General features: G+C 73.6%; 21 protein-coding genes. 8 read left to right on the top strand and 13 right to left on the bottom strand.

The features are described from left to right. Positions 1-67 precede the first annotated feature (67 nt). Positions 68-1444, top strand: a complete 1377-nt coding sequence (locus STBA_RS34705; RefSeq protein WP_077062957.1) for a dipeptidase — start codon at positions 68-70, stop codon at positions 1442-1444. Positions 1445-1498: 54 nt separating this feature from the next. On the opposite strand, the gene STBA_RS34700 is transcribed toward STBA_RS34705, so the two are convergent. From STBA_RS34700 to STBA_RS34680, 5 genes are all read right to left on the bottom strand, one after another. Then, positions 1499-2071 (bottom strand): hypothetical protein, encoded by a 573-nt coding sequence (locus STBA_RS34700; protein WP_077062956.1) that lies wholly within the window; start codon positions 2069-2071, stop codon positions 1499-1501. A 124-nt stretch (positions 2072-2195) separates the two neighbouring features. After that, positions 2196-2888, bottom strand: coding sequence for a class F sortase (locus tag STBA_RS34695; protein WP_079252321.1), 693 nt, complete (start codon positions 2886-2888; stop codon positions 2196-2198). Positions 2889-2986: 98 nt separating this feature from the next. Further along, positions 2987-4009 (bottom strand): NUDIX hydrolase, encoded by a 1023-nt coding sequence (locus tag STBA_RS34690; RefSeq protein ID WP_077062955.1) that lies wholly within the window; start codon positions 4007-4009, stop codon positions 2987-2989. Positions 4010-4035: 26 nt separating this feature from the next. Continuing rightward, complete coding sequence (locus STBA_RS34685) at positions 4036-5001, bottom strand: ROK family protein (RefSeq protein ID WP_077062954.1); 966 nt, start codon at positions 4999-5001, stop codon at positions 4036-4038. A gap of 54 nt (positions 5002-5055) precedes the next feature. Continuing rightward, positions 5056-6342: an aldolase/citrate lyase family protein gene (locus tag STBA_RS34680; RefSeq protein ID WP_077062953.1), complete on the bottom strand. Its 1287-nt coding sequence runs from the start codon at positions 6340-6342 to the stop codon at positions 5056-5058. Between the two features lie 233 nt (positions 6343-6575). Here STBA_RS34680 and STBA_RS34675 point away from each other — a divergent pair, with 233 nt between their 5' ends. Next, on the top strand, positions 6576-6791 hold the full coding sequence (locus STBA_RS34675) for a hypothetical protein (protein ID WP_077062952.1): 216 nt from the start codon (positions 6576-6578) through the stop codon (positions 6789-6791). A gap of 28 nt (positions 6792-6819) precedes the next feature. On the opposite strand, the gene STBA_RS34670 is transcribed toward STBA_RS34675, so the two are convergent. The 3 genes from STBA_RS34670 to STBA_RS34660 all read right to left on the bottom strand — a co-directional run bounded on the left by STBA_RS34670 (position 6820) and on the right by STBA_RS34660 (position 9154). Continuing rightward, positions 6820-7782, bottom strand: coding sequence for an electron transfer flavoprotein subunit alpha/FixB family protein (locus STBA_RS34670; RefSeq protein ID WP_077062951.1), 963 nt, complete (start codon positions 7780-7782; stop codon positions 6820-6822). Positions 7783-7846: 64 nt separating this feature from the next. Next, entirely contained in the window at positions 7847-8632 is a 786-nt protein-coding gene (locus STBA_RS34665) for an electron transfer flavoprotein subunit beta/FixA family protein (protein WP_077062950.1), read from the bottom strand. Between the two features lie 165 nt (positions 8633-8797). Beyond that, the gene (locus STBA_RS34660; RefSeq protein WP_077062949.1) at positions 8798-9154 is read right to left on the bottom strand and encodes a thioredoxin family protein; all 357 of its coding nucleotides are present in this window, start codon (positions 9152-9154) and stop codon (positions 8798-8800) included. Between the two features lie 205 nt (positions 9155-9359). Here STBA_RS34660 and STBA_RS34655 point away from each other — a divergent pair, with 205 nt between their 5' ends. Continuing rightward, positions 9360-10079 carry a lysophospholipid acyltransferase family protein gene (locus STBA_RS34655; protein WP_077062948.1) on the top strand — a complete coding sequence of 240 codons (720 nt, stop codon included), beginning with the start codon at positions 9360-9362 and terminating at the stop codon, positions 10077-10079. A gap of 34 nt (positions 10080-10113) precedes the next feature. Here STBA_RS34655 and STBA_RS34650 read toward each other — a convergent pair whose 3' ends face one another. Genes STBA_RS34650 through STBA_RS34640 form a run of 3 tightly spaced genes read right to left on the bottom strand, consistent with a single transcriptional unit; the run spans position 10114 to position 13390 of the window. After that, a complete protein-coding gene (locus STBA_RS34650; RefSeq protein ID WP_171987848.1) occupies positions 10114-11175 on the bottom strand; it encodes a low specificity L-threonine aldolase in 1062 nt (353 codons plus the stop codon). Further along, positions 11172-11939, bottom strand: coding sequence for an SDR family NAD(P)-dependent oxidoreductase (locus tag STBA_RS34645; protein WP_079252320.1), 768 nt, complete (start codon positions 11937-11939; stop codon positions 11172-11174). The genes STBA_RS34650 and STBA_RS34645 overlap by 4 nt, the downstream gene beginning before the upstream one ends. Positions 11940-11989: 50 nt before the next feature. Further along, on the bottom strand, positions 11990-13390 hold the full coding sequence (locus STBA_RS34640; protein ID WP_077062945.1) for a DUF6421 family protein: 1401 nt from the start codon (positions 13388-13390) through the stop codon (positions 11990-11992). 146 nt (positions 13391-13536) lie between these two features. Between STBA_RS34640 and STBA_RS34635 the strand changes: the two genes are divergently transcribed. Then, complete coding sequence (locus STBA_RS34635; protein WP_077062944.1) at positions 13537-14220, top strand: glycerophosphodiester phosphodiesterase family protein; 684 nt, start codon at positions 13537-13539, stop codon at positions 14218-14220. Here the strand turns inward: STBA_RS34635 and STBA_RS34630 are convergent. Then, positions 14204-14749: a GNAT family N-acetyltransferase gene (locus STBA_RS34630; protein ID WP_107485300.1), complete on the bottom strand. Its 546-nt coding sequence runs from the start codon at positions 14747-14749 to the stop codon at positions 14204-14206. The genes STBA_RS34635 and STBA_RS34630 overlap by 17 nt on opposite strands. A 106-nt stretch (positions 14750-14855) precedes the next feature. Between STBA_RS34630 and STBA_RS34625 the strand changes: the two genes are divergently transcribed. The 4 genes from STBA_RS34625 (at position 14856) to STBA_RS34610 (ending at position 17963) form a co-directional block, all read left to right on the top strand. Then, positions 14856-15422 carry a DUF5134 domain-containing protein gene (locus STBA_RS34625; RefSeq protein WP_077062942.1) on the top strand — a complete coding sequence of 189 codons (567 nt, stop codon included), beginning with the start codon at positions 14856-14858 and terminating at the stop codon, positions 15420-15422. Positions 15423-15487: 65 nt separating this feature from the next. Further along, positions 15488-16429, top strand: a complete 942-nt coding sequence (locus STBA_RS34620) for a M56 family metallopeptidase (RefSeq protein WP_077062941.1) — start codon at positions 15488-15490, stop codon at positions 16427-16429. 42 nt (positions 16430-16471) lie between these two features. Next, a complete protein-coding gene (locus STBA_RS34615) occupies positions 16472-17167 on the top strand; it encodes an HAD-IA family hydrolase (RefSeq protein ID WP_077062940.1) in 696 nt (231 codons plus the stop codon). 145 nt (positions 17168-17312) lie between these two features. Next, positions 17313-17963, top strand: a complete 651-nt coding sequence (locus STBA_RS34610) for a TetR/AcrR family transcriptional regulator (RefSeq protein WP_077062939.1) — start codon at positions 17313-17315, stop codon at positions 17961-17963. On the opposite strand, the gene STBA_RS34605 is transcribed toward STBA_RS34610, so the two are convergent. Then, positions 17954-19435, bottom strand: a complete 1482-nt coding sequence (locus tag STBA_RS34605; protein ID WP_077062938.1) for a hypothetical protein — start codon at positions 19433-19435, stop codon at positions 17954-17956. The two genes, STBA_RS34610 and STBA_RS34605, sit on opposite strands and share 10 nt — an antisense overlap. Positions 19436-19475 lie beyond the last annotated feature (40 nt).

The following is a 19475-nucleotide window of genomic DNA, read 5'->3' as shown; positions in this document are numbered from 1 at the left end:
GTCCCCTGTTCTCACACACGCGTTGGGGCGCGTTCCATGTGCCGTGCGCCCGCGCGAAGGAGCGTTGATGGTTCACAGCCCCGAGCACGCCGCGCTGGCCGCCGCCGTCGCGTCGCTCATGCCCCGCGCGAAGGACGAGCTGGCCGAGCTGGTGGCCTTCCGTTCCGTGGCGGACGCGTCGCAGTTCCCGCCCGCCGAATGCGACGCGGCGGCCGAGTGGATAGCCGCGGCGCTGCGGGCCGAGGGCTTCCCCGAGGTGGCGCTGCTCGACACCCCGGACGGCACGCGGTCCGTCTACGGCCACCTGCCGGGGCCGCAGGGCGCGCCGACGGTGCTGCTGTACGCGCACTACGACGTGCAGCCGCCGCTCGGCGAGGAGGAGTGGACCTCGCCGCCGTTCGAGCTGACCGAGCGGAACGGGCGCTGGTACGGGCGGGGTGCCGCGGACTGCAAGGGTGGCGTGCTGATGCATCTGCTGGCCCTGCGGGCCCTGCGGGCCGCGGGCGGCATCCCGGTCGGCGTGAAGGTGATAGCCGAGGGCTCCGAGGAGCAGGGCACCGGCGGCCTCGAACGGTACGCGGAGGCGCACCCCGAGCTGCTGACCGCCGATGCCATCGTGATCGGCGACTCGGGGAACCTGCGGGTGGGGCAGCCCACCGTGACGGCGATGCTGCGCGGCATGGTCGTGCTGCGGGTGCGGGTCGACACGCTGGAGGGCAACCTGCACTCGGGGGCCTTCGGCGGGGCCGCGCCGGACGCGCTGGCCGCGCTGATCCGGATGCTGGATTCGCTGCACGCCGAGGACGGCTCCACGACGGTCGACGGGCTGACCGGCGACGGCACCTGGGAGGGCACCGGGTACCCGGACGAGGAGTTCCGCACGGACGCCAAGGTGCTGGACGGCGTCGGGCTGATGGGGTCAGGCTCCGTCGCGGACCGGGTCTGGGCGCGGCCCTCGGTGACGGTGCTCGGCATCGACTGCCCGCCGGTGGTGGGGGCGACGCCCTCGGTGCAGGCGAGCGCACGGGCGCTGGTGAGTCTGCGGGTGCCGCCCGGGATACCGGCGCGGAAGGCCGGCGAACTGCTGGCCACGCACCTGGTGTCGCGGGCGCCGTGGGGCGCGCGGGTCGGCGTCGAGGTGTCGGGTGAGGGCGAGGGCTTCCGCGCCGACACCACGAGCCCCGCCTACGGCTCGATGGCCTCGGCGCTGCGGGAGGCGTACGACGGCACGGAGATGGCGGTCGTCGGCCAGGGCGGCTCGATACCGCTGACCAGTACGCTCGCCGGACTTTACCCGGCGGCGGAGATCCTGCTGATCGGTCTGAGCGAACCGGCCGCGCAGATTCACGCGGTGGACGAGAGCGTCTCGCCCGAGGAGCTGGAACGCATGTCGGTGGCCGAGGCGCTGTTCCTGCGCCGGTACGCGGCCGCGCCGCGCGGCTGAACGCCCCGTTCGGCCCCGTTCGGCCGGCCCCCGGCGGCGCGGGGGCCCGCCGCGTCAGCGGTGCCGGCCGGTCCTGCGGCGGGCGAGGAGAACGGCGCCGGTGACGGCCGCGGCGGTCAGGCCCGCGCCGGCGAGCAGCATCGTGTCGTTGTCGGACTGGGTGCCACCGACGCCCGCCTGCGCACCGCGGGTGGGCAGCACGGTGGAGCTGGCCGTCGGCGAGGCGGTGGAGGTGCCCGTCGGCGAGGGCGAGGGGGTGGCGGCCAGGATCGTCAGCGTCGCGGTGCCCGACTGCGCGCCGCAGGTGAACGTGACGTCGTACTCGGCGCCCACCCTGGCGTCGGTGTCGACGGTCGTGCGGGCGCTCTGTAGTTCGCCCGGCATGCCGAGGACGACCCGGTCGAAGACCGCGGACTCGGCGGTCGCCTCGTGCCTGGTGCAGTTGGTGACCGTCAGGTCGACCGCGCCGCCCGGACGGACGGCGGCCGGTGAGACGCTGAAGCCGAACGACGCGGCCTTCGGCCGGGCCGCCCGCTCCTCGCCGAGGGCGAGCGCGGCGGGCGCTCCCGTTCCCAGAATCGTTGCCCCCAGCCCGGCGGCGGCCAGTGCGGTTCGCAGTGCTCTCATCGAAAGGCTCCTCTGTCGGACGTGCGCGTCACCCTGCACAGCGACACTAAGCAGATGAAATGCCCCACAACTCACCAAGAGCGACATACGGGTTAAGGGGTGCCGCCGTTCGCGTTACCCGGCGTCACCCGGCGTCCGTCATGCGCGCGTAGACGACCACGTTGTCCTCGTAGCCCGAGCTCTGCTCGAAGCTGCCGCCGCAGGTGATCAGGCGCAGCTCCGCGCGTCCCGTGTCGTGGTAGACCGAGGGCGGGACCTGGTCCTTGTCGTACACCGCGACGTCGTAAACGGTGAACGCGACGGCCACGCCGTCCTCCCTGATCACCTCGACGGCGTCCCCGGGCCGCAGGACACCCAGGCCGTAGAAGACGGCCGGGCCCGCCGCGTTGTCCACGTGCCCGACGATCACGGCGGTGCCGCGGGCGCCGGGCGCGGCGGCGTCCTCGTACCAGCCCGCCAGATTGGCGATCTCCTGCGGCGGCGCCTCGACCCAGCCCTCCGGGTCGAGGCCGACGTTCATCAGCGGGGCCTCCACCTCGATCGAGGGGATCGACACCCAGGTGGGCACCGCGGGCGGCAGCGGGTCCACCGCGCCGGCCCGCCCGCCGGCGGCGCCCGCCTCGCGCCGCACGTCCTCCGGCTGGGGCGGCGGGGCCTGTCCCCCGGTGCCCGCGGCCATGATGGAGATGCCGAGGGCCACGGTGCCCGCCATGACGGCCAGGGCCGCCCGGAGTCCCCAGCCGGAACGGTCCCCGGCGGGGTCGTCGTCGTAGGGGTGGTCGTCGGCTATGTATTCCGGTTGCTCCGGCAGGCGCATGGGCTGTCACCGCTGTGGCAGGGCTCTTTCCCCTTCTCCGGGGCCGTCACCGCCACGCTAGGTCCGCCGCGGGCGGCGCGCGATTCGGCGGCCGGTGCTCAGGTGCCGACCGGCACGCCGGCCTCCAGGTTGAGCGGGCGGCCCTCGGCGCGGGCGCGCAGCGCCCACCGCAGCCGGGCGAACCTGCCGGGCGAGAGCAGCCGTTCGGCCTCGTCCTGTGCGGCGAACCGCCAGCCGCGCAGTTCGGCGCCGGGCAGCAGCAGGTCCCGCATCCGGTCGGCGCCGAGCCGCCCGCCGTCGAACAGCAGGCGGAGCCCGCCGAACCGCGGCGGGGAGGGCGGTTCCCAGTCCACGATGAGCAGCGCGGGCTCGCGGGTGAGGTGCAGGCCGAGTTCCTCGGCCACCTCGCGGACGGCGGCGCGGGCGGGCGGCTCCCCAGCCTCCACGACGCCGCCGGGGAACTCCCAGCCCGGCTTGTACGTGGGGTCCACGAGCAGGACGCGGTCCTCGTCGTCGAAGAACAGCACACCGGCGGCGAGGGTTTCGGCGCTGGGCGCCGGGGTCTGCACGATCTCGCAGGTGCCGTCGCCGCGTCTGACGCCCTCGGCGAGCCGTTCGGCGGTCTGCCGGGGGGTGAGCCGGGAGGTCTCGACGGTGTGCGCGTCGGCGGTCAGCCACGGCAGCGCCGCGCCGTACCGGGGCAGATGCCCGAGGCACCAGCCGCGCACGGCGTCGCCGTCGACGGCGGCCCGCTGGTCGATACGGTCGCGCAGGAACGTTTCTTCAACGTGGAGCAGGAAGTGCTGCACGAGTATCCGGCGGGCGGCGAACCCGCCGAATATCTCGTCGCGGTACTCCTGCTCCAGCAGCGTCATCGGCGCGATCAGCGGCCCGGGCAGCTCGGACAGCAGGGCGGCCCCGGTGTCCACCACCAGGCGCCGCCAGGACGGGAGGTCCTGGACGTCGTCGACGTGTGCCAGACGCTCTTTGGGCAGCATGGAACGCAGCCCCGCAGCGACCAGCTCCGGGTCGTACAGCGTGCTGCCGGGCAGCAGGTGGAGCAGCTCGTGCGCGGCAGTCGTCTTGCCTGCGCCGAAGGCGCCGTTCAGCCAGATAATCACGGTCCCCCTCCTTGTTCGCCCTTGAGTCAGTTGCCCGCTGCACCCCGTGCCAAAAACGTGCCGACCTCGCTCCAGCAGGCCGCGGCGGCGCCGACCAGGCCCGCGTCCGTGCCGAGCTGGGCGGGTACCACCTCGATGTTCCGCACGAACGGCAGCGCCGCGTACTCGCCGAGCGCGCGGCGCAGCGGGCCGAAGAGCACCTCGCCCGACTGGCTCACTCCCCCGCCGACCACCACGGTCTCCAGCTCGACCAGGGTCGCGGTGGCCGCGATGCCCGCGGCGAGGGCGTGCGCCGAGCGTTCGAACGCCTCAAGGGCCACCGGGTCGCCCTGCGCGGCGGCCCGCGCGACGCCCGCCGCGGTGGCGTCGCCGCCCGGCCGGTCCGGGCGCCAGCCGGCGGCGAGCGCGTAGCGGGCGATGTTGGTGCCGCTGGCGATGCGCTCCACGCAGCCGCGTCCGCCGCACGGACAGAGGTCACCGTTGAAGTCGACGCTGATATGGCCGATGTGCCCCGCGTTGCCGGTGGGTCCTGGCCGCAGCCGGCCGTCGAGGATCAGGCCGCCGCCGACACCGGTGGAGACCACCATGCACAGCGCGTTCCGCCGGCCGCGGGCTGCGCCGCGCCAGTGCTCGCCCGCGGCGATGGCCGCGCCGTCGCCGACCAGGGTGACGGGCAGGTCGCCCGCCGTCTTGCGCACGCCCTCGACGAGCGGGAAGTCCCGCCAGCCGGGGATGTTGACCGGGCTGACCGTGCCGGTGCGGGCGTCGACCGGGCCCGCGCTGCCGATGCCCACGGCGCCGACGCGCTCCCACGCGGCGTGCTCCCGCAGCGCCGCCACCACGTCGGTCAGGGCGCGCAGGACGCCTTCCGCCGGGTCCTTGGCCGGGGTGGGGCACTGAACGCGGTGGAGGAGTTCGCCGTCGGCGTCCACGAGGGCGCCGGCGATTTTGGTGCCGCCGATGTCCACGGCGGCGACAAGATCAGTGGTCATGGAGAGGAAGCCTGATCCGTGGTGGCCTGGGTTGTCCAGTCCGGTTTCGCCTGGCTACGCGGTGCGACGGCCCGCCAGCCCGGCGAGGCGGGCGCGTCCGACGCCGGCGAGCGCGGTGACCTCGGCGGCGTCGAGGGCGCCGCAGTCGAGTCCGCGCAGCAGGAATGCGCCCAGCGCGCGGGCGGTGGCGGGCTCGTCCAGCACGTCGGCGTCTCCTTCTCCGGTGCCCGCCAGGTAGGTGGCGAGGCGGTCCGCGGCATCCGGCAGGCCCTCCCGGTAGTAGGCGTAGACGGCCGCGTAGCGGGTCGGCAGGTGGCCGGGGTGCATGTCCCAGCCCTGGTAGTAGGCGCGGGCCAGGGCACGGCGGACGAGGCCGTGGTGGAGCCGCCAGGCGCGGTGGACCTGCTGGGTGGACCCGACAGGCAGCACGTTGGTCGAGCCGTCGGAGAGCTGGACGCCGCGCCCCGCGGCGGCGGCCTGCATGACCGCCTTGGCGTGGTCGGCCACCGGGTGGTCCGGGGCCTGGTGCGCGGCACCGACCTGGCAGGCCGCGCTGTAGTCGAAGGTGCCGTAGTGCAGCGCGCGGACCCGCCCGTCCCCGGCGTCGATCATGCGGGCGACGGTGGCGCGGCCGTCGGCGCCGAGGACGGCCTGGGTGGTCTCGACCTGGATCTCGAACGTGAGCCGCCCCGGCGGCAGGCCTCCGGCCTTCTCGAACTCCTCGCACAGCCGCGCCATCGCCGCGACCTGCTGGGCGTAGCCGGTCTTGGGCAGGGTGATCCGCAGACCGGGCGGGAGGGCACCGGCGTCGAGCAGCGTGGTGAGGAACACGTCCAGCGTGCGGATGCCGCGCGTTCGGACGGCGGCCTCCAGGCACTTCATGCGCAGGCCCGCGAACGGCGGGGCCGCGCCCTCGGCGTGGGCGCGCGCGAGCAGGCGGGCGGCGCGGGCCGCGTCGGCGTCCTCCTCGGCGTCCGGCCGCGGGCCGTAGCCGTCCTCGAAGTCGATCCGCAGGTCCTCGACTGGCTCCCGGGCGAGCTTGGCGAGCACCCGGTCGTACACGGGGGCGGCGTGGGCGCGGGGCATGCCGAGCGCGGCGGCGAACGCGTCGGCGTCGGGGGCGTGTTCGGCGAGGAGTGCGCGGGCCGCCGCGCCGAGGGCGGGCACGGTGTCCGCGGTGAACCGGTCGGCGGGCACGTACACGGTGTGGACCGGCTGACGTTCGGCCGGCTCGCCGGGGTAGCGGCGCGCGAGGTCGGCGTCGACGGCGGCGAGTGAGGCGTCGACGTCCGCGCGTACGGCGGCCGTCAGGCTGGTGGCCACCGCGTCCTGCCCGCTCATGCGTCCTCCGCCCGGTGAGGATCAACCCGATTCAACATTTCGTTGAATTCTGCTCGTCCGCGACGCTATCCGGCCGCGCGACGAAACACAACGGGGCGGGCGTCATCCGGCGTTCACGGTGCGCCGCCTCATCGCCACGGGGGCTTGACCGGCGGGCAAAGGCGGCGTCATATAACTGCCGCAGGCTGGTGACCAGCGGAAATCCCGTGCTGTGAGTGATGTGGAGGACTGTCGTGGAGTACCAGCAACTGCTCGTCGGGCTCGCGTTCGGCATGCTGACCGAGGACAACGGAAGCGGCCCGCCGCCGGCGATCGCGGGGCACGAGGCCGACCGCAGGCGGTCGAGCCGGGCGGAGGCACAGGCGGGGCGCGCCGTGCCCATGGCGCGCACGAAGCGACGACGGTGGACGGGCCGCCCGCGCGGCACGGCGCCCGCCGCGGTCACCTGACGGCGAGGGCGGCGGGCGGCGGCGCGGATCAGCCCTTGCGGGCCTGCACCTCGTCGGTGAGCGCCGGGACGATGTCGAACAGGTCGCCGACCACGCCGTAGTCGGCCAGCTCGAAGATCGGGGCCTCGTTGTCCTTGTTGATGGCCACGATGGTCTTCGAGGTCTGCATGCCGGCGCGGTGCTGGATCGCGCCCGAGATACCGGCGGCCACGTACAGCTGCGGCGAAACGGTCTTTCCCGTCTGGCCGACCTGGTGGGAGTGCGGGTACCAGCCCGCGTCGACGGCGGCCCTGGAGGCGCCGACGGCGGCGCCGAGGGAGTCGGCGAGCGCCTCGATGAGCGCGAAGTTCTCCGAGCCGTTCACGCCGCGGCCACCGGAGACCACGATGGCGGCCTCCGTGAGGTCGGGCCGCCCGGTGGACTCGCGCGGGCTGCGCTCGACGACCCTGGTGGCGGTGGCCGCCTCGCCGAAGGACACAGCCAGCTCCTCCACGGTGCCGGCGGCGGGCGCGGCCTCGGGGGCCGCGGAGTTGGGCTTCACGGTGATGACGGGCGTGCCCTGGGTGACGCGCGACGTCGTCGTGAACGCCGCGGCGAAGACCGACTGGTGTGCGAGGGGACCGTCATCCCCCGCTTCCAGGTCCACGGCGTCGGTGATGAGGCCGGAGCCGAGGCGCAGGGCGAGGCGGGCGGCGATCTCCTTGCCCTCGGCGGAGGAGGGGATCAGCACGGCCGCGGGCGAAACCGCCGCGGCCGCCGCGGCCAGGGCGTCCACCTTGGGCACGACGAGGTAGTCGGCGAACTCCGGGGCGTCCGCGGCCAGTACCCGCACCGCGCCGTGCTCGGCGAGCACTCCGGCGGCGTTGCCGGCGCCGGGGCCGAGGTGGACGGCGACGGGGTCGCCGACGCGGCGGGCCAGGGTCAGCAGCTCCAGGGTGGGCTTGCGGACGTCGCCTTCCAGGTGGTCGACGTAGACAAGAACTTCGGCCATGGGATCGTTCTCCAGCAGGACGTGCGGACGGGTGGGCTTGTCGGGTGCGGGCCTGCCTGGCCCGTCAGATGAACTTGCGCTCCGCGAGGAAGGCCGCGAGCAGCTTGCCGCCCTCGCCCTCGTCGGTGACGACCTCGCCGGCCGTGCGGGCCGGGCGTTCGGTCGCGGAGGTGACCTCGGTCCTCGCCCCGGCCAGGCCGACCTCCTCGGCCTCGATCCCGAGGTCTTCCAAGTCCAGGCTCTCCACCGGCTTCTTCTTGGCGGCCATGATCCCCTTGAACGAGGGGTAACGGGCCTCCCCCGACTGGTCGGTGACGGAGACCACCGCGGGCAGGGCCGCTTCGAGCCGCTCCGTCGCGGCGTCGCCGTCGCGCCTGCCGGTGACCCTGCCGTCGGCGAGGGACACCTCGGACAGCAGCGTGACCTGGGCGGCGCCGAGCCGCTCGGCCAGCAGGGCTGGGAGCACGCCCATACTGCCGTCGGTCGAGGCCATACCGCAGATGACCAGGTCGTAGCCGGTGTGTTCGATGGCCTTGGCGAGCACGAGCGAGGTGCCCATCACGTCGGTGCCGTGCAGGTCGTCGTCCTCGACGTGCACGGCCTTGTCCGCGCCCATGGACAGGGCCTTCCGCAGCGCGTCGTTCGCGTCCTCGGGGCCGACGGTGACGACGGTGACCTCGGCGTCGTCGGCGTCCTCCGCGATGCGCAGGGCCTGCTCGACCGCGTACTCGTCCAGCTCGGACAGCAGGCCGTCCACTGCCTCCCGGTCGGTGGTCAGGTCCTCGGCGAAGCGCCTGTCGCCGGTGGCGTCGGGCACGTACTTCACACAGACAACGATCTTCAAGCTCACGCCGGCTCTCTCCTACTGCATGTCGGTCCGCACACGGGTACGGGAAGATCACCCGGATTGTTACTCGTCAGTACATCCAGGGTATCCCCCGCACGCAAGAATGTCCCACTGTGACGTTGCCTACGTGCGTATTGTCAGATCAGACACCGTGTCAGTCCCGATCGGTCAGGCGCCGCCGCCCCGGTCATCGTTCCCGACCGCGAGGCCGAGCGCCGCGATGACGTCCGCCTTCCGCGGCTGCCCCGCCGCCCTGCGCACCTCGCGGCCCGCGGCATCCAGCACCAGAACGGTGGGGGTGGCACTGATGCCCAGCTCCCGCACCAGTGCGAGGCGGGACTCCGCGTCGATCTCCACGTGCGCCACGCCCTCGACCATCCCGGCCACCTCGGCGAGCACCTGCCGGGTGGCGCGGCAGGGCCGGCAGAACGCGGTGGAGAACTGCACCAGCGTCGCCCGCCGGCCGAGACTCCCGGCGCCCAGTTCCGCCGCGGTGAGCCGCCGCCCGGTGCCCTGCCCGTCCATGTACTGCCTCCGTGCCGCGTCCGCCGCCGTTCCCGATGGTCCGAAAGCACCGCGGCGCAGGTATTCATTCCGCGGCGCAGGAGTGGGGACATCTCCCGCGGCCGGGGCACCGGGCTGGCGCTCGTGGCCGCTTTGGGGCACCATCGGGCGACGTCGGAAGTTACGGAGGCGTAGGTTCCCACCGCTCGGAAGAAGGGTCCCCCGCATGGCAGAGCTTGTTTACCCGCCGGTCATTGCCGCTGCGCGGACGATGTTCAAGGCGCTCGATCTGCGCTTCGACATCGCCGGCAGCGAGCATGTGCCGCGGCGCGGCGGTGCCGTGCTCGTCAGCAACCACATCGGCTATCTCGACTTCGTCTTCGCCGGGTTCGCGGCGCGGCCGGCGAAGCGGCTGGTGCGCTTCATGGCCAAGGAGTCCGTTTTCCGGCACCGGGTCTCGGGGCCGCTGATGCGGGCCATGAAGCACATTCCGGTGGACCGGGCGCAGGGCGAGCACGCCTTCGATCACGCGTTGAAGTCGCTGCGCTCGGGCGAGATCGTCGGTGTTTTCCCCGAGGCGACGATCTCCCCGTCGTTCACGCTGAAGAAGTTCAAGTCAGGTGCGGCGCGCATGGCGCAGCAGGCCGGGGTGCCGCTGCTTCCGGTGGCGCTGTGGGGCACGCAGCGGCTGTGGACCAAGGGCCGCAAGCGGGACTTCAGCCGCAGCCACCTGCCGATCACCATTCGTATCGGCGCGCCGATGGAGGCCGACCCGGCGGAGTCGGCGGCCTCGGTGACCGAGCGGCTGCGCGAGCGCGTGCAGGAGCTGCTCGAGGCCGCGCAGCAGGCCTACCCGGCCAAGCCCAAGGGCCCCGAGGACTCCTGGTGGCTGCCGGCGCACCTGGGCGGCACCGCGCCCGCACCGCCCACGCCCAAGACGCCGTAGCCGGGCCCGGCGGGGCGGGCCCCGCCGGGCTGCGTCAGCGTGCCATCTCCTCGCGGAGCGCGTCGACGAAGGCGTCGACGTCCTCCTCGGTCGTGTCGAACGAGCACATCCACCGCACGTCGCCGGCCGCCTCGTCCCAGAAGTAGAAGCGGTGCCGCTTGCGCAGCCGCTCGCTCACGTCGTGCGGCAGGCGGGCGAAGACGCCGTTGGCATCGACCGGGTGCAGAACGGTCACCCCCGGCACCTCGCGGGCCCCGGCGGCCAGCCGCGCGGCCATGGTGTTGGCGTGCCGGGCGGAGCGCAGCCACAGATCGCCGGCGAGCAGCGCCTCGAACTGGGCGGAGACGAACCGCATCTTGGACGTCAGCTGCATGGACAGCTTCCGCACGTGGTGCATCGCGCGCACGGCCTCGGGCCGCAGGACGAGGACGGCCTCGCCGAACATCATCCCGTTCTTCGTGCCGCCGAAGGACACCACGTCCACGCCCGCGTCCGTGGTGAAGGCGCTCATCGGCAGGCCGAGGGCCGCGGCGGCATTGGCGATGCGGGCGCCGTCGAGGTGGACGGCCATGCCGCGCTCGTGCGCGAAGTCGCTGACGGCGCGGATCTCCTCGGGGGTGTACAGGGTCCCCAGCTCGGTGCTCTGGGTCAGCGAGACCACCTGCGGCATGGCGCGGTGCTCGTCGTCCCAGCCGAACGCCTCGCGCGCGACCAGCTCGGGGGTGAGCTTGCCGTCCGGCGCGGGGACCGGCAGCAGCTTCAGGCCGCCGACCCGCTCGGGGGCGCCGCACTCGTCGACGTGTATGTGGGCCGTCGTGGTGGTGATGACGGCACCCCACCGGTCGGTGAGTGCCGTCAGGGCGACGACGTTGGCGCCGGTGCCGTTGAAGACGGGGAACGCCTCGGCGCGCGGGCCGAAGTGGGCGCGGAAGACGTCCTGGAGGTGGGCCGTGTAGTCGTCGGCTCCGTAGGCGGGCTGGTGGCCGCCGTTGGCCAGCGCGAGAGCGGCCAGGATCTCGGGGTGGACGCCCGCGTAGTTGTCGCTGGCGAAACTGCGGACGGCCGGGTCGTGGTGGCGCCGTGCGTCGGTCGTCACGGCTTCTGGGTGAGCCACAGGCGGGTTCCGTTCACTTCCTCCGGGGGCCTGCTCCACAGGCCGCAGATGGTCTCGGCCAGCTCGCGGACGTCGGTGTAGCCCGCGAACGCGGCGCCCGGTTTCCGGTCGCGCATCGCGTCGGTCACCAGGGCCTTGACGACGACGACGGTGGCCGCCGCGGTGAGGGTCTCGCCTGCCGCGCCTCTGCGGAAGCCGTCGGCGAGGGCGAGGGTCCACGCCTCCGCGGCTGCCTTGGCCGCGGCGTAGGCGGCGTTGCCCGCGGTCGGGCGGCTGGCGCCCGCCGCGCTGATCAGGACGTAACGGCCGTTGCCGCTGCGGCCCAGCGGACCCTCGAACGCCAGCGAGGTGTGCTGCACGGTGCGCAGGAGAAGGTCGTGCAGCAGCTGCCAGTCGGCGAGGTCGGTCTCGGCGAAGGACGCCGAGCCGCGCCACCCGCCGACGAGGTGGACCAGGCCGTCGATGCGGCCGTGTTCCTTCTCGGTCCTGTCCGCCCAGGCGCGCGCCGCCGCCGGGTCGAGCAGGTCGACGGTGTCGCCGGTGACGGTGGCGCCGCCGTGCGCGAAGCGGGCCGCGTCCACGCCCTCGGCCAGGCGCTCGGCGTCCGCGTCGGCCGCCACGACGGTGGCGCCCTCCTGCGCCAGGCGCAGCAGCGTGGCCCGCCCCGCGGGCCCACCGGCGCCGGCCACCGCGACGACCGCGCCCGCCAGGGGGCCGCGGGCCGGGTCGGGAGTGCTCGTGGTCATCCTGGTCGCCTCCTCTTCTCGTCCATCATGCCCCTCGATGGGCGCGTCGATCACGCCGCCCTGGCCGCCGGATCGTCTCCGGCGGTGATGCCGCGGGTCGATTCGATCACCGTCCTGAGCTTCCTGGCCAGCGCCTCGTAGAAGAGGCTGAGCGGAAACTCGTCCGGCAGCACGTCGTCAACGAGCTTGCGGGGCGGCAGCGTGAGGTCGAGGGCGTCGGGGCCTTTGGCCCACCGCGAGCCCGGGTGCGGTGCGAGGTAGGCGGACACCAGCTCGTACGCCTTGAGCCAGTGCACGATCTTGGGGCGGTCGATGCCCTTGCGGTAGAGGACCTCGATGTCCTCGCGCAGCCGGGCGGTGATCTCCCGGGCGCGCTCCCAGTCGATGCTCAGCCGGTTGTCCGTCCAGCGCAGGGCATCGTGCCGGTGGAGGTAGGCGAAGAGCAACTGGCCGCCGAGGCCGTCGTAGTTGCGGTTGCGCGGGCCGGTGACGGGGAACCGGAAGAGGCGGTCGAGCAGCACCGCGTACTGCACGTCGCGCCCCTGGGCGTACCCGTCGGCGGCGAGCCGGCCGGCCTCGTGGAAGGCGGTGAGGTCGCAGCGCAGCTCCTCGAGGCCGTACATCCAGAACGGCTGGCGCTGCTTGATCATGAACGGGTCGAACGGCAGGTCGCCGTGGCTGTGCGTGCGGTCGTGGATCATGTCCCACAGCACGAACGTCTGCTGGCAGCGCTGCTGATCGGTGAGCAGGCCGCCTGCCTCCTCGGGCAGGTCGAGGCCGGTGGTCCCGCAGGCGGCGCCGACGACGCGGCGGAAGCGGGCGGCCTCGCGGTCGCAGAAGATGGCGCCCCAGGAGAAGCGCTCGGGGGCCTTGCGCACCGCGATGGTCTCGGGGAACAGGACGGCGGAGTTGGTGTCGTACCCGGGAGTGAAGTCCTCGAAGGTGATGCCGAGGAACATCGGATTGTCGAAGCGGGTGCGCTCCAGCTCGGCGAGCCAGTCCGGCCACACCACGCGCAGCACGACGGCCTCCAGGTTGCGGTCCGGGTTGCCGTTCTGCGTGTACATGGGGAAGACGACGAGGTGCTGGCGCCCGTCGGTGCGCGCGGCGCTGGGCCGGAAGGCCAGCAGCGAGTCGAGGAAGTCGGGCACGCCGAAGCCGTCCGCGGCCCAGCGGCGCAGGTCGGCGACGAGGGCGTGGTGGTACGCCGCGTCGTGGGGCAGCAGCGGGGCCAGCCGCTGCACGGCCGAGACGGCGTGCTCGATCTCGCGTGTCACCGCGGCCCGGCTCGGGGCGCCCTCGGCCTCGAAGTCGATCGAGCCGTCCTTGGACTGCGCCGGGCGCACGGCCTCCACGGCGCGTTTCAGCTCGGGCCACGCGGGGTGGTCGATCACGCGGGCGGTCGTCGAACCGCCGCCATCCGGGGTGATGGACGCCAAAGTTTCCGTCATGGCCCGCCCTCCACAGTAGATTTTCCGTAGGACCACGGTATCCGGAGCAGATCGTCCGTTCAACCGGTCGTTCGTGGGGAACTGCGTACGCCGCGGCGCCGGACGCCGTTCAGCGCACGGCCACCGGGGGCGCCTAGGGTTGCCGCATGCCGCTGCTGACCGTCGGACACCGCGGGCTGATGGGCGTGGAGCCGGAGAACACCCTGCGGTCGTTCCGCCGGGCGGACCGGGCCGGCCTCGACGTCATCGAGCTCGACCTGCACCTGAGCAAGGACGGCGACCTGGTGGTCATCCACGACGCCGAGGTCGACCGGACCACGGACGGCTCCGGGGCCGTCGGCGACCTTACGACGGCCGAGCTGCGCGGCCTCGACGCGGGCCTGGGCGAGCGGATTCCGCTGTTCGCCGAGGTGGCGCACGCGGTGGGCGCGCCCCTTCAGGCCGAGATCAAGGACCCGGCGGCGGCGCGGGTCCTGGCCGGCGTCGTCGAGGAACGGCGGCTGCACGGCCGCGTCACCGTGATCTCCTTCCACGACGACGCGCTGCGCGAGACCCGCCGCCTGCTCCCCGGCATCCCCCTCGCCCTCGTCACCGGTGAGACCACCGCGACCGCGCCGGAGCGGGCGGCGGCGCTGGACGCCGGGATGATCTCCTGCGAACTGCCCGCGCTGGACGCCGACGTGGTCGGGCGTGCGCGTGCCGCCGGGCTGAGCGTGATCAGCTGGACGGTCAACACCGCCGCCGAGCTGGCCCGCGCCCGGGAGCTGGGGCTCGACGGCGTGGTGACCGACGAGCCCGGGATCGTGCGGGCCGTCAGGGCAGCCGCTTGACCAGTACCTCGAACGCGAGGCCCGCCATGCGGGGCACGCCGAAACGTTCGTCGCCGTAGGGGAACGGGACCGTCCGGCCGGTGCGCACGTAGCCGCGGCGCTCGTACCAGGCGATCAGGCTGGTCCGCGGAGTGAGCACCTGCATTTCCAGTCGCCGCGCGCCCCACTCCTCGCGGACGACCCGTTCCGCCTCCGCCAGCATCAGCCGGCCGACTCCCGCCGCCTGGAGGTCGGGCCTGACCGCGAACATCCCGAAGTGCGCGGCGGGCTCGCCCGCCCGCCCGGCCTCACGGACCAGGCGGCAGCAGGCCACCAGCTCACCGTCACGCTCGGCCAGGAGCAGCCGCCCCGCCGGGTCGGCGAGTGCGGCTTCGACCTCGTCCGGCCCGGTGCGGCGGCCGTCCAGCAGGTCGGCCTCCGTGGTCCAGCCCGCCCGGCTCCGCTCGCCGCGGTACGCGGACTCCACCAGCGTCACCACGGCGGGCACATCGGCCTCGGCCGCGGTACGGAAGCTCAGTTCGGCAGTCATCCCCACGCGGTGCATCGTACGCCGCGCTCCCCGTGCCCCCGTGCGCTCCCGTACCGCCCGCACCCGCCGGGCAGCCTTCCCGCGGACACGCGCGGAGGAGCGGCCGATGCACGGACCCGAGCTGGTGGGCTGGCTGCTCGCCGCCCTGTGCGGCGGCACGGGCGGGTACTGCCTGCTGGGCGTCCGCGGCGGCCCTTCGCGGGTCAGGCAGGCGGCGGCGGTGGAGGCGGTGATGGGGCTCGGCATGGCGCTGATGGCCACTCCCGCGGCCGGGGCACCGCACCTGCCGCCCGCCGCGTTCGCCGTTCTTTTCGGGGCGGCGGCCGTATGGGCGGCGGTACTCCTCGCGGCCGGGACCGCCCACCAGGGGCACCACGTACTGGAAGGGCTGGCCATGGTCTACATGGCGGTGGCCATGGCCGCGGACACCCCGGCGCACGCCGGGCACGGACCGGGCGGCGTGCCCGCCGTGACGGCGGCGCTCCTGGTGTACTTCGCGCTGTACGCACTGCGCACCGGGCCGCGGCTGCTGCCCGCCGCGGCGGGCAGCGGCGGCCCGGGGGGCGTCGCCGCAGGCCACGGGACCGGCCACCCGCGGCGCGCGCCCGAGGTCGCCGCCGCCTGCCGGCTGACGCTCGCGCTGGGGATGCTGGCGATGCTCGCCACGCTGTGAGGCGTGCGTCACGGGAACAGGTGCCCGGTTCCCGCGCGCCGTGCGGGGCGTTCTAGGCTGGTGCCATGGTGATCGCCATGACACTGCTCGTGCTGGGCGGCCTCACCGCGGCGACGGCGCCGCGCGTGCTGGCCCGTGGGTCATGGCCGGACCGGGAGCCGGTGCTCGCGCTGTGGGTCTGGCAGTGCGTGGTGGCCGCCGTGCTGCTGTGCTGCGTGCTGGCGATGGCCCTTTCCGGGGCCGCGGCCTGGCACGGCGTGCGCGGCCAGGTCTTCGCGCCCGCTCCGAGTCACGTCGTCGACGCGTACGCGTTGCAGCCGGACGGCCAGCGCTGGGCCGCGGCGGTGGCCGTGCTGCTCGCCTGCGGCGGGGCGTGGACGGCCGTGATGCTCACCCGCGAGGTGCGCAGGGCCCGTGCCGAGCGCAGGCGCCGCCGCGCCGAGCTGCTGACGCGCTCGCCGCGGCTGCCGTGGGAGGCGGCAGACGCCTCGGACCGGCTGATCGTGCTGGAGGACGACCGCCCCGACGCCTGGCTGCTCGACGGCCCCGCCTCGCGCCTGGTGATCACCACGGGCGCGCTGCGGCGGCTGAACCGGCGGCAGCTCGACGCCGTTCTCGCCCACGAGCAGGGGCATGTCAGGGCGCGGCACCACTGGCTGCTGCACTGTTCCGGCGCCCTGGCCAACGGATTTCCGCGGGTCCCGGTGTTCGCCGCGTTCCGGCACCAGGTGCACCGGCTGGTCGAGCTGGCCGCGGACGACGTCGCCTCCCGCCGCTTCGGCCGGCTGACGACCGCGCTGGCGCTGGTCGGGCTCAACGAGGACCGCGGCGCGTTCGCACGCGGTCCGCACCACGCGCACGTGCCGCAGCGGGTGCACCGGCTGCTGACGCCCGCGCAGCGGCTGCCCGTGTCCCGCCGGCTGCGCCTGACGGCCGCGGCGACGCTGGTGCCTGCCGTTCCGCTGCTGATCGCCTTCGCACCCGGGCTCACCGCACTGGGCGGCTGAGGCGGGCTGGCAGCCTCCCGGACGCGCGGGCAGGATCGTGCCATGGCGATCACGGGTGTGCTTTTCGACTTTTCCGGAACGCTCATGAGGATCGAGCCGGCGGTCTCCTGGCTGGGAGCGGCGGCCGAACGCACGGGCACCTCCTTCGGCGCGGACGAGCTGCGGCGGAAGGCCGCCGAGCTGGAGGCCGCCGGGGCTCTGCCGGGCGGCGCGTCGCCGCGTTCGGTCCCGCCCGGGCTGGCGGAGCTGTGGCGCGAGCGGGACCGCGACGCGAGCAGGCACCGCGCCCTGTACACCGGGCTGGCCCGCCAGGTGCCGCTGCCGCGGCCCGAGCTGTACGAGGCGCTGTACGAGCGGCACTGGGAGCCCGCGGCGTGGCATCCGTACCCGGACGCCGCGGAGGTGCTGGGCGAGCTGTCGGAGCGGGGGGTGGCGATCGCCGTGGTCAGCAATATCGGCTGGGACGTGCGTCCCGTCTTCCGCGCGCACGGCCTGGAGAAGTGGATCGACACGTTTGTGCTGTCCTTCGAGCACGGCATCCAGAAGCCCGACACCCGGCTGTTCCGCATGGCGTGCGACCGGCTCGGCCTCGCCCCCCAGCACGCGCTGATGGTCGGGGACGATCCGGTCGCCGACGCCGGCGCCGCGGCGCTCGGCTGCGCCGTGCACCTGGTCTCGCACCTGCCGGCGCCGGAGCGGCCGGACGGGCTGCGGCCCGTGCTGCGGCTGGTGGGCTGAGCGAAAAGGCCCACGGCGGTATCGGGCGGTCCCCCGCGCCGCCCGATACCGCCGTGGGCACCGGACAGGACTCCACACCTACCGGGGCGGCTGTCCGGGGCTGTGCTGAGTATATTGACTGTGAGCCAGTCAACGGGAGTCCAGCATGTCCCCTCGCAGCGCTTCGGTCAATGAAGAAATGCGCCGACGCTCGCGCCGGCGGCTGCTCGACGCGACCGTCGAGCTGGTTTCCGAGCGGGGCTTCGAGGCGACGACGCTGGGCGACATCGCAGACCGGGCGGGGTCCGCGCGCGGTTTGATCTCTTACTACTTCCCCGGGAAGCGGCAGCTTCTCCAGTCGGCGGTGCACCGCATGATGCATCTCACACTTCAGGAAGCGCTGGAGCGGGCACCGGCCCCGTCCGGGCCCCGCGCGGGCCAGGAGTGGCTGGCGCGGGCCATCGACGCGATCCTGGCACTCGCGCAGGACCGGCCGGTGCTGATGCGGGCGCACATGGCGGGCCTGCTCCAGCAGGAAGGCTTCATCCAGTGTGCCGAACAGCAGCGGCTCGCCGTGCTGCTGCGCGAGGCCGTCGCCAAGTACGGGTCGTCCGACCCGGACATGGACTACCCGCTGCTGCGGGCGCTGCTGATGGGCGCGGTCGTCGCCCAGCTGCTGCCGGGCGCGCCGATGCCGCTGGCCCGGCTGCGGGCCGAGTTGTTCTCACGGTACGGGCTGCCGTGGAACCTCGGTGTCCCGCCGGGCGAGGAGCCGTCCGGCGGGACACCACCGCAGTTCGTTCTGCCTCAGCGGTAATAGCTCGGCTGAGTCTGGGCGTTCAGCTCGTCCAGGTGCACCCGGCGGGCGCTGTCGGTGCGGCGGTCGTCGATCCGCAGCACGTCCAGGCCCTTCTGGTCGTTGGAGTAGATGTAGCCGTTGTAGTAGTAGGAGGACCAGGCGCCGCCGAAGGCGAGGACGTCGGAGGTGAGCGGTCCCCGTTCGAAGTAGCCGATCTCACGCGGGTTTTCCGAGTCGGTGAACTCCCAGACGGAGACGCCGCCCTGGTACCACGCCTGCACCATGATGTCGCGGCCCCTGGCGGGGATCAGCGAACCGTTGTGCGCGACGCAGTTCTCGGTGTCGGCCTGGTGGCGCGGGATCTTGAAGTAGCTCTGGAACGCCAGCTCGCGCCCGTCCCCGCGCCCGGTGATGTGGTAGATGCCGTTGGCGCCGAACTCGTCACCGGTTTCGGCGTTGCAGGTCGCGCCCCCGCCGCCGCCCAACTCGTCGGTGAAGACGACCTTGCTGCCGTCCTGGCTGAAGGTGGCGGAGTGCCAGAAGGCGAAGTGCTCCTCGTCCCGCACCCGGTCGATGATGCGCGGCCGGTCGGGGCGCGAGATGTCCATCAGGACGCCGTCGCCCATGCAGGCGCCCGCGGCGAGGCGGAGCCGGGGGTAGGCGGTGATGTCGTGGCAGCCGCTGGTGGCGGAGCTGTTGTCGTCACCGGGGAAGCCACCGTCGGGGAACAGAAGGTCGAAGCTGGAGAGTTCGGCCCGCTCCGGCGCCCGGCGCGGCACCTCGACGATCGAGATACCGTCGTGCGGCGGTTGGCAGTCGGGGAACATCTCGCTCGGCGCGTAGGAGGAGACGTACACGTAGACGCTGCGGCGGTCGGGGACGAGGGTGTGCGTGTGCGAGCCGCAGGCGGTCTCGACGGCGGCGACGTACTCGGGGTTCCGCACGTCGCTGATGTCGAAGACCCGGATGCCCTCCCAGGACGACTCCTCCGTGGGCGGCTGCGACGTGCTCGCACAGGAGTCGTCGTTGCGCGAGGAGTCGACGGACAGGAACAGCAGGTCGCCGTCGACGGAGATGTCGTTCTGGCTCCCCGGGCACAGCACCTGGCTGACGATCCGGGGGGAGGCGGGCCTGGCGATGTCGTAGACGACGAAGCCGTCGTAGTTCCCGGCGAACGCGTACCTGCCCTGGAACGCGATGTCGGAGTTGGTGCCGGCCAGGCCCTCCGTGCTGGGCACGTTGGCCACGTGCGTGATGTTGTCACTGTGCACGATCTCATCGACACCGGGTATGTCGCCGCCGCGGATGGCGGCTTCGGCCGCCCCCTGCTCCTGCGGGGACAGCTCCTGCGGGCTCGCGGGGGCGTCGCCGGGGTCGGGGGTGGCGGCTGCCGGGGCGGTCATACAGATGGTGGCGAGCAGTCCGGCCACGGCCGCGACCGCGCCGAGCCGTCCGCGCCGAACGGGGTGTCTGTGCAACGATGTCACCATCGTCCTCCCTCGAATCCGCGTATCCCCCGCGGAGTTGACC

Origin of the sequence: Streptomyces sp. MP131-18, assembly GCF_001984575.1 — a bacterium.
GTDB lineage: Bacteria > Actinomycetota > Actinomycetes > Streptomycetales > Streptomycetaceae > Streptomyces > Streptomyces johnsoniae.
Note: the sequence above shows the minus strand (reverse complement) of the source record. Positions and strands in the feature narration are given on the sequence as shown.

Bases quoted from the DNA above. Each gene is read 5' to 3' on its own strand.
- STBA_RS34680 (WP_077062953.1), bottom strand. From the start codon at position 6,342: ATGAGCGGGCAGGACGCGGTGGCCACCAGCCTGACGGCCGCCGTACGC.
- STBA_RS34645 (WP_079252320.1), bottom strand. From the start codon at position 11,939: ATGACCACGAGCACTCCCGACCCGGCCCGCGGCCCCCTGGCGGGCGCG.
- STBA_RS34630 (WP_107485300.1), bottom strand. From the start codon at position 14,749: ATGACTGCCGAACTGAGCTTCCGTACCGCGGCCGAGGCCGATGTGCCC.
- STBA_RS34660 (WP_077062949.1), bottom strand. From the start codon at position 9,154: ATGGACGGGCAGGGCACCGGGCGGCGGCTCACCGCGGCGGAACTGGGC.
- STBA_RS34625 (WP_077062942.1), top strand. From the start codon at position 14,856: ATGCACGGACCCGAGCTGGTGGGCTGGCTGCTCGCCGCCCTGTGCGGC.
- STBA_RS34635 (WP_077062944.1), top strand. From the start codon at position 13,537: ATGCCGCTGCTGACCGTCGGACACCGCGGGCTGATGGGCGTGGAGCCG.
- STBA_RS34640 (WP_077062945.1), bottom strand. From the start codon at position 13,390: ATGACGGAAACTTTGGCGTCCATCACCCCGGATGGCGGCGGTTCGACG.
- STBA_RS34655 (WP_077062948.1), top strand. From the start codon at position 9,360: ATGGCAGAGCTTGTTTACCCGCCGGTCATTGCCGCTGCGCGGACGATG.
- STBA_RS34695 (WP_079252321.1), bottom strand. From the start codon at position 2,888: ATGCGCCTGCCGGAGCAACCGGAATACATAGCCGACGACCACCCCTAC.
- STBA_RS34700 (WP_077062956.1), bottom strand. From the start codon at position 2,071: ATGAGAGCACTGCGAACCGCACTGGCCGCCGCCGGGCTGGGGGCAACG.
- STBA_RS34615 (WP_077062940.1), top strand. From the start codon at position 16,472: ATGGCGATCACGGGTGTGCTTTTCGACTTTTCCGGAACGCTCATGAGG.
- STBA_RS34620 (WP_077062941.1), top strand. From the start codon at position 15,488: ATGGTGATCGCCATGACACTGCTCGTGCTGGGCGGCCTCACCGCGGCG.
- STBA_RS34605 (WP_077062938.1), bottom strand. From the start codon at position 19,435: ATGGTGACATCGTTGCACAGACACCCCGTTCGGCGCGGACGGCTCGGC.
- STBA_RS34670 (WP_077062951.1), bottom strand. From the start codon at position 7,782: ATGGCCGAAGTTCTTGTCTACGTCGACCACCTGGAAGGCGACGTCCGC.
- STBA_RS34685 (WP_077062954.1), bottom strand. From the start codon at position 5,001: ATGACCACTGATCTTGTCGCCGCCGTGGACATCGGCGGCACCAAAATC.
- STBA_RS34610 (WP_077062939.1), top strand. From the start codon at position 17,313: ATGTCCCCTCGCAGCGCTTCGGTCAATGAAGAAATGCGCCGACGCTCG.
- STBA_RS34705 (WP_077062957.1), top strand. From the start codon at position 68: ATGGTTCACAGCCCCGAGCACGCCGCGCTGGCCGCCGCCGTCGCGTCG.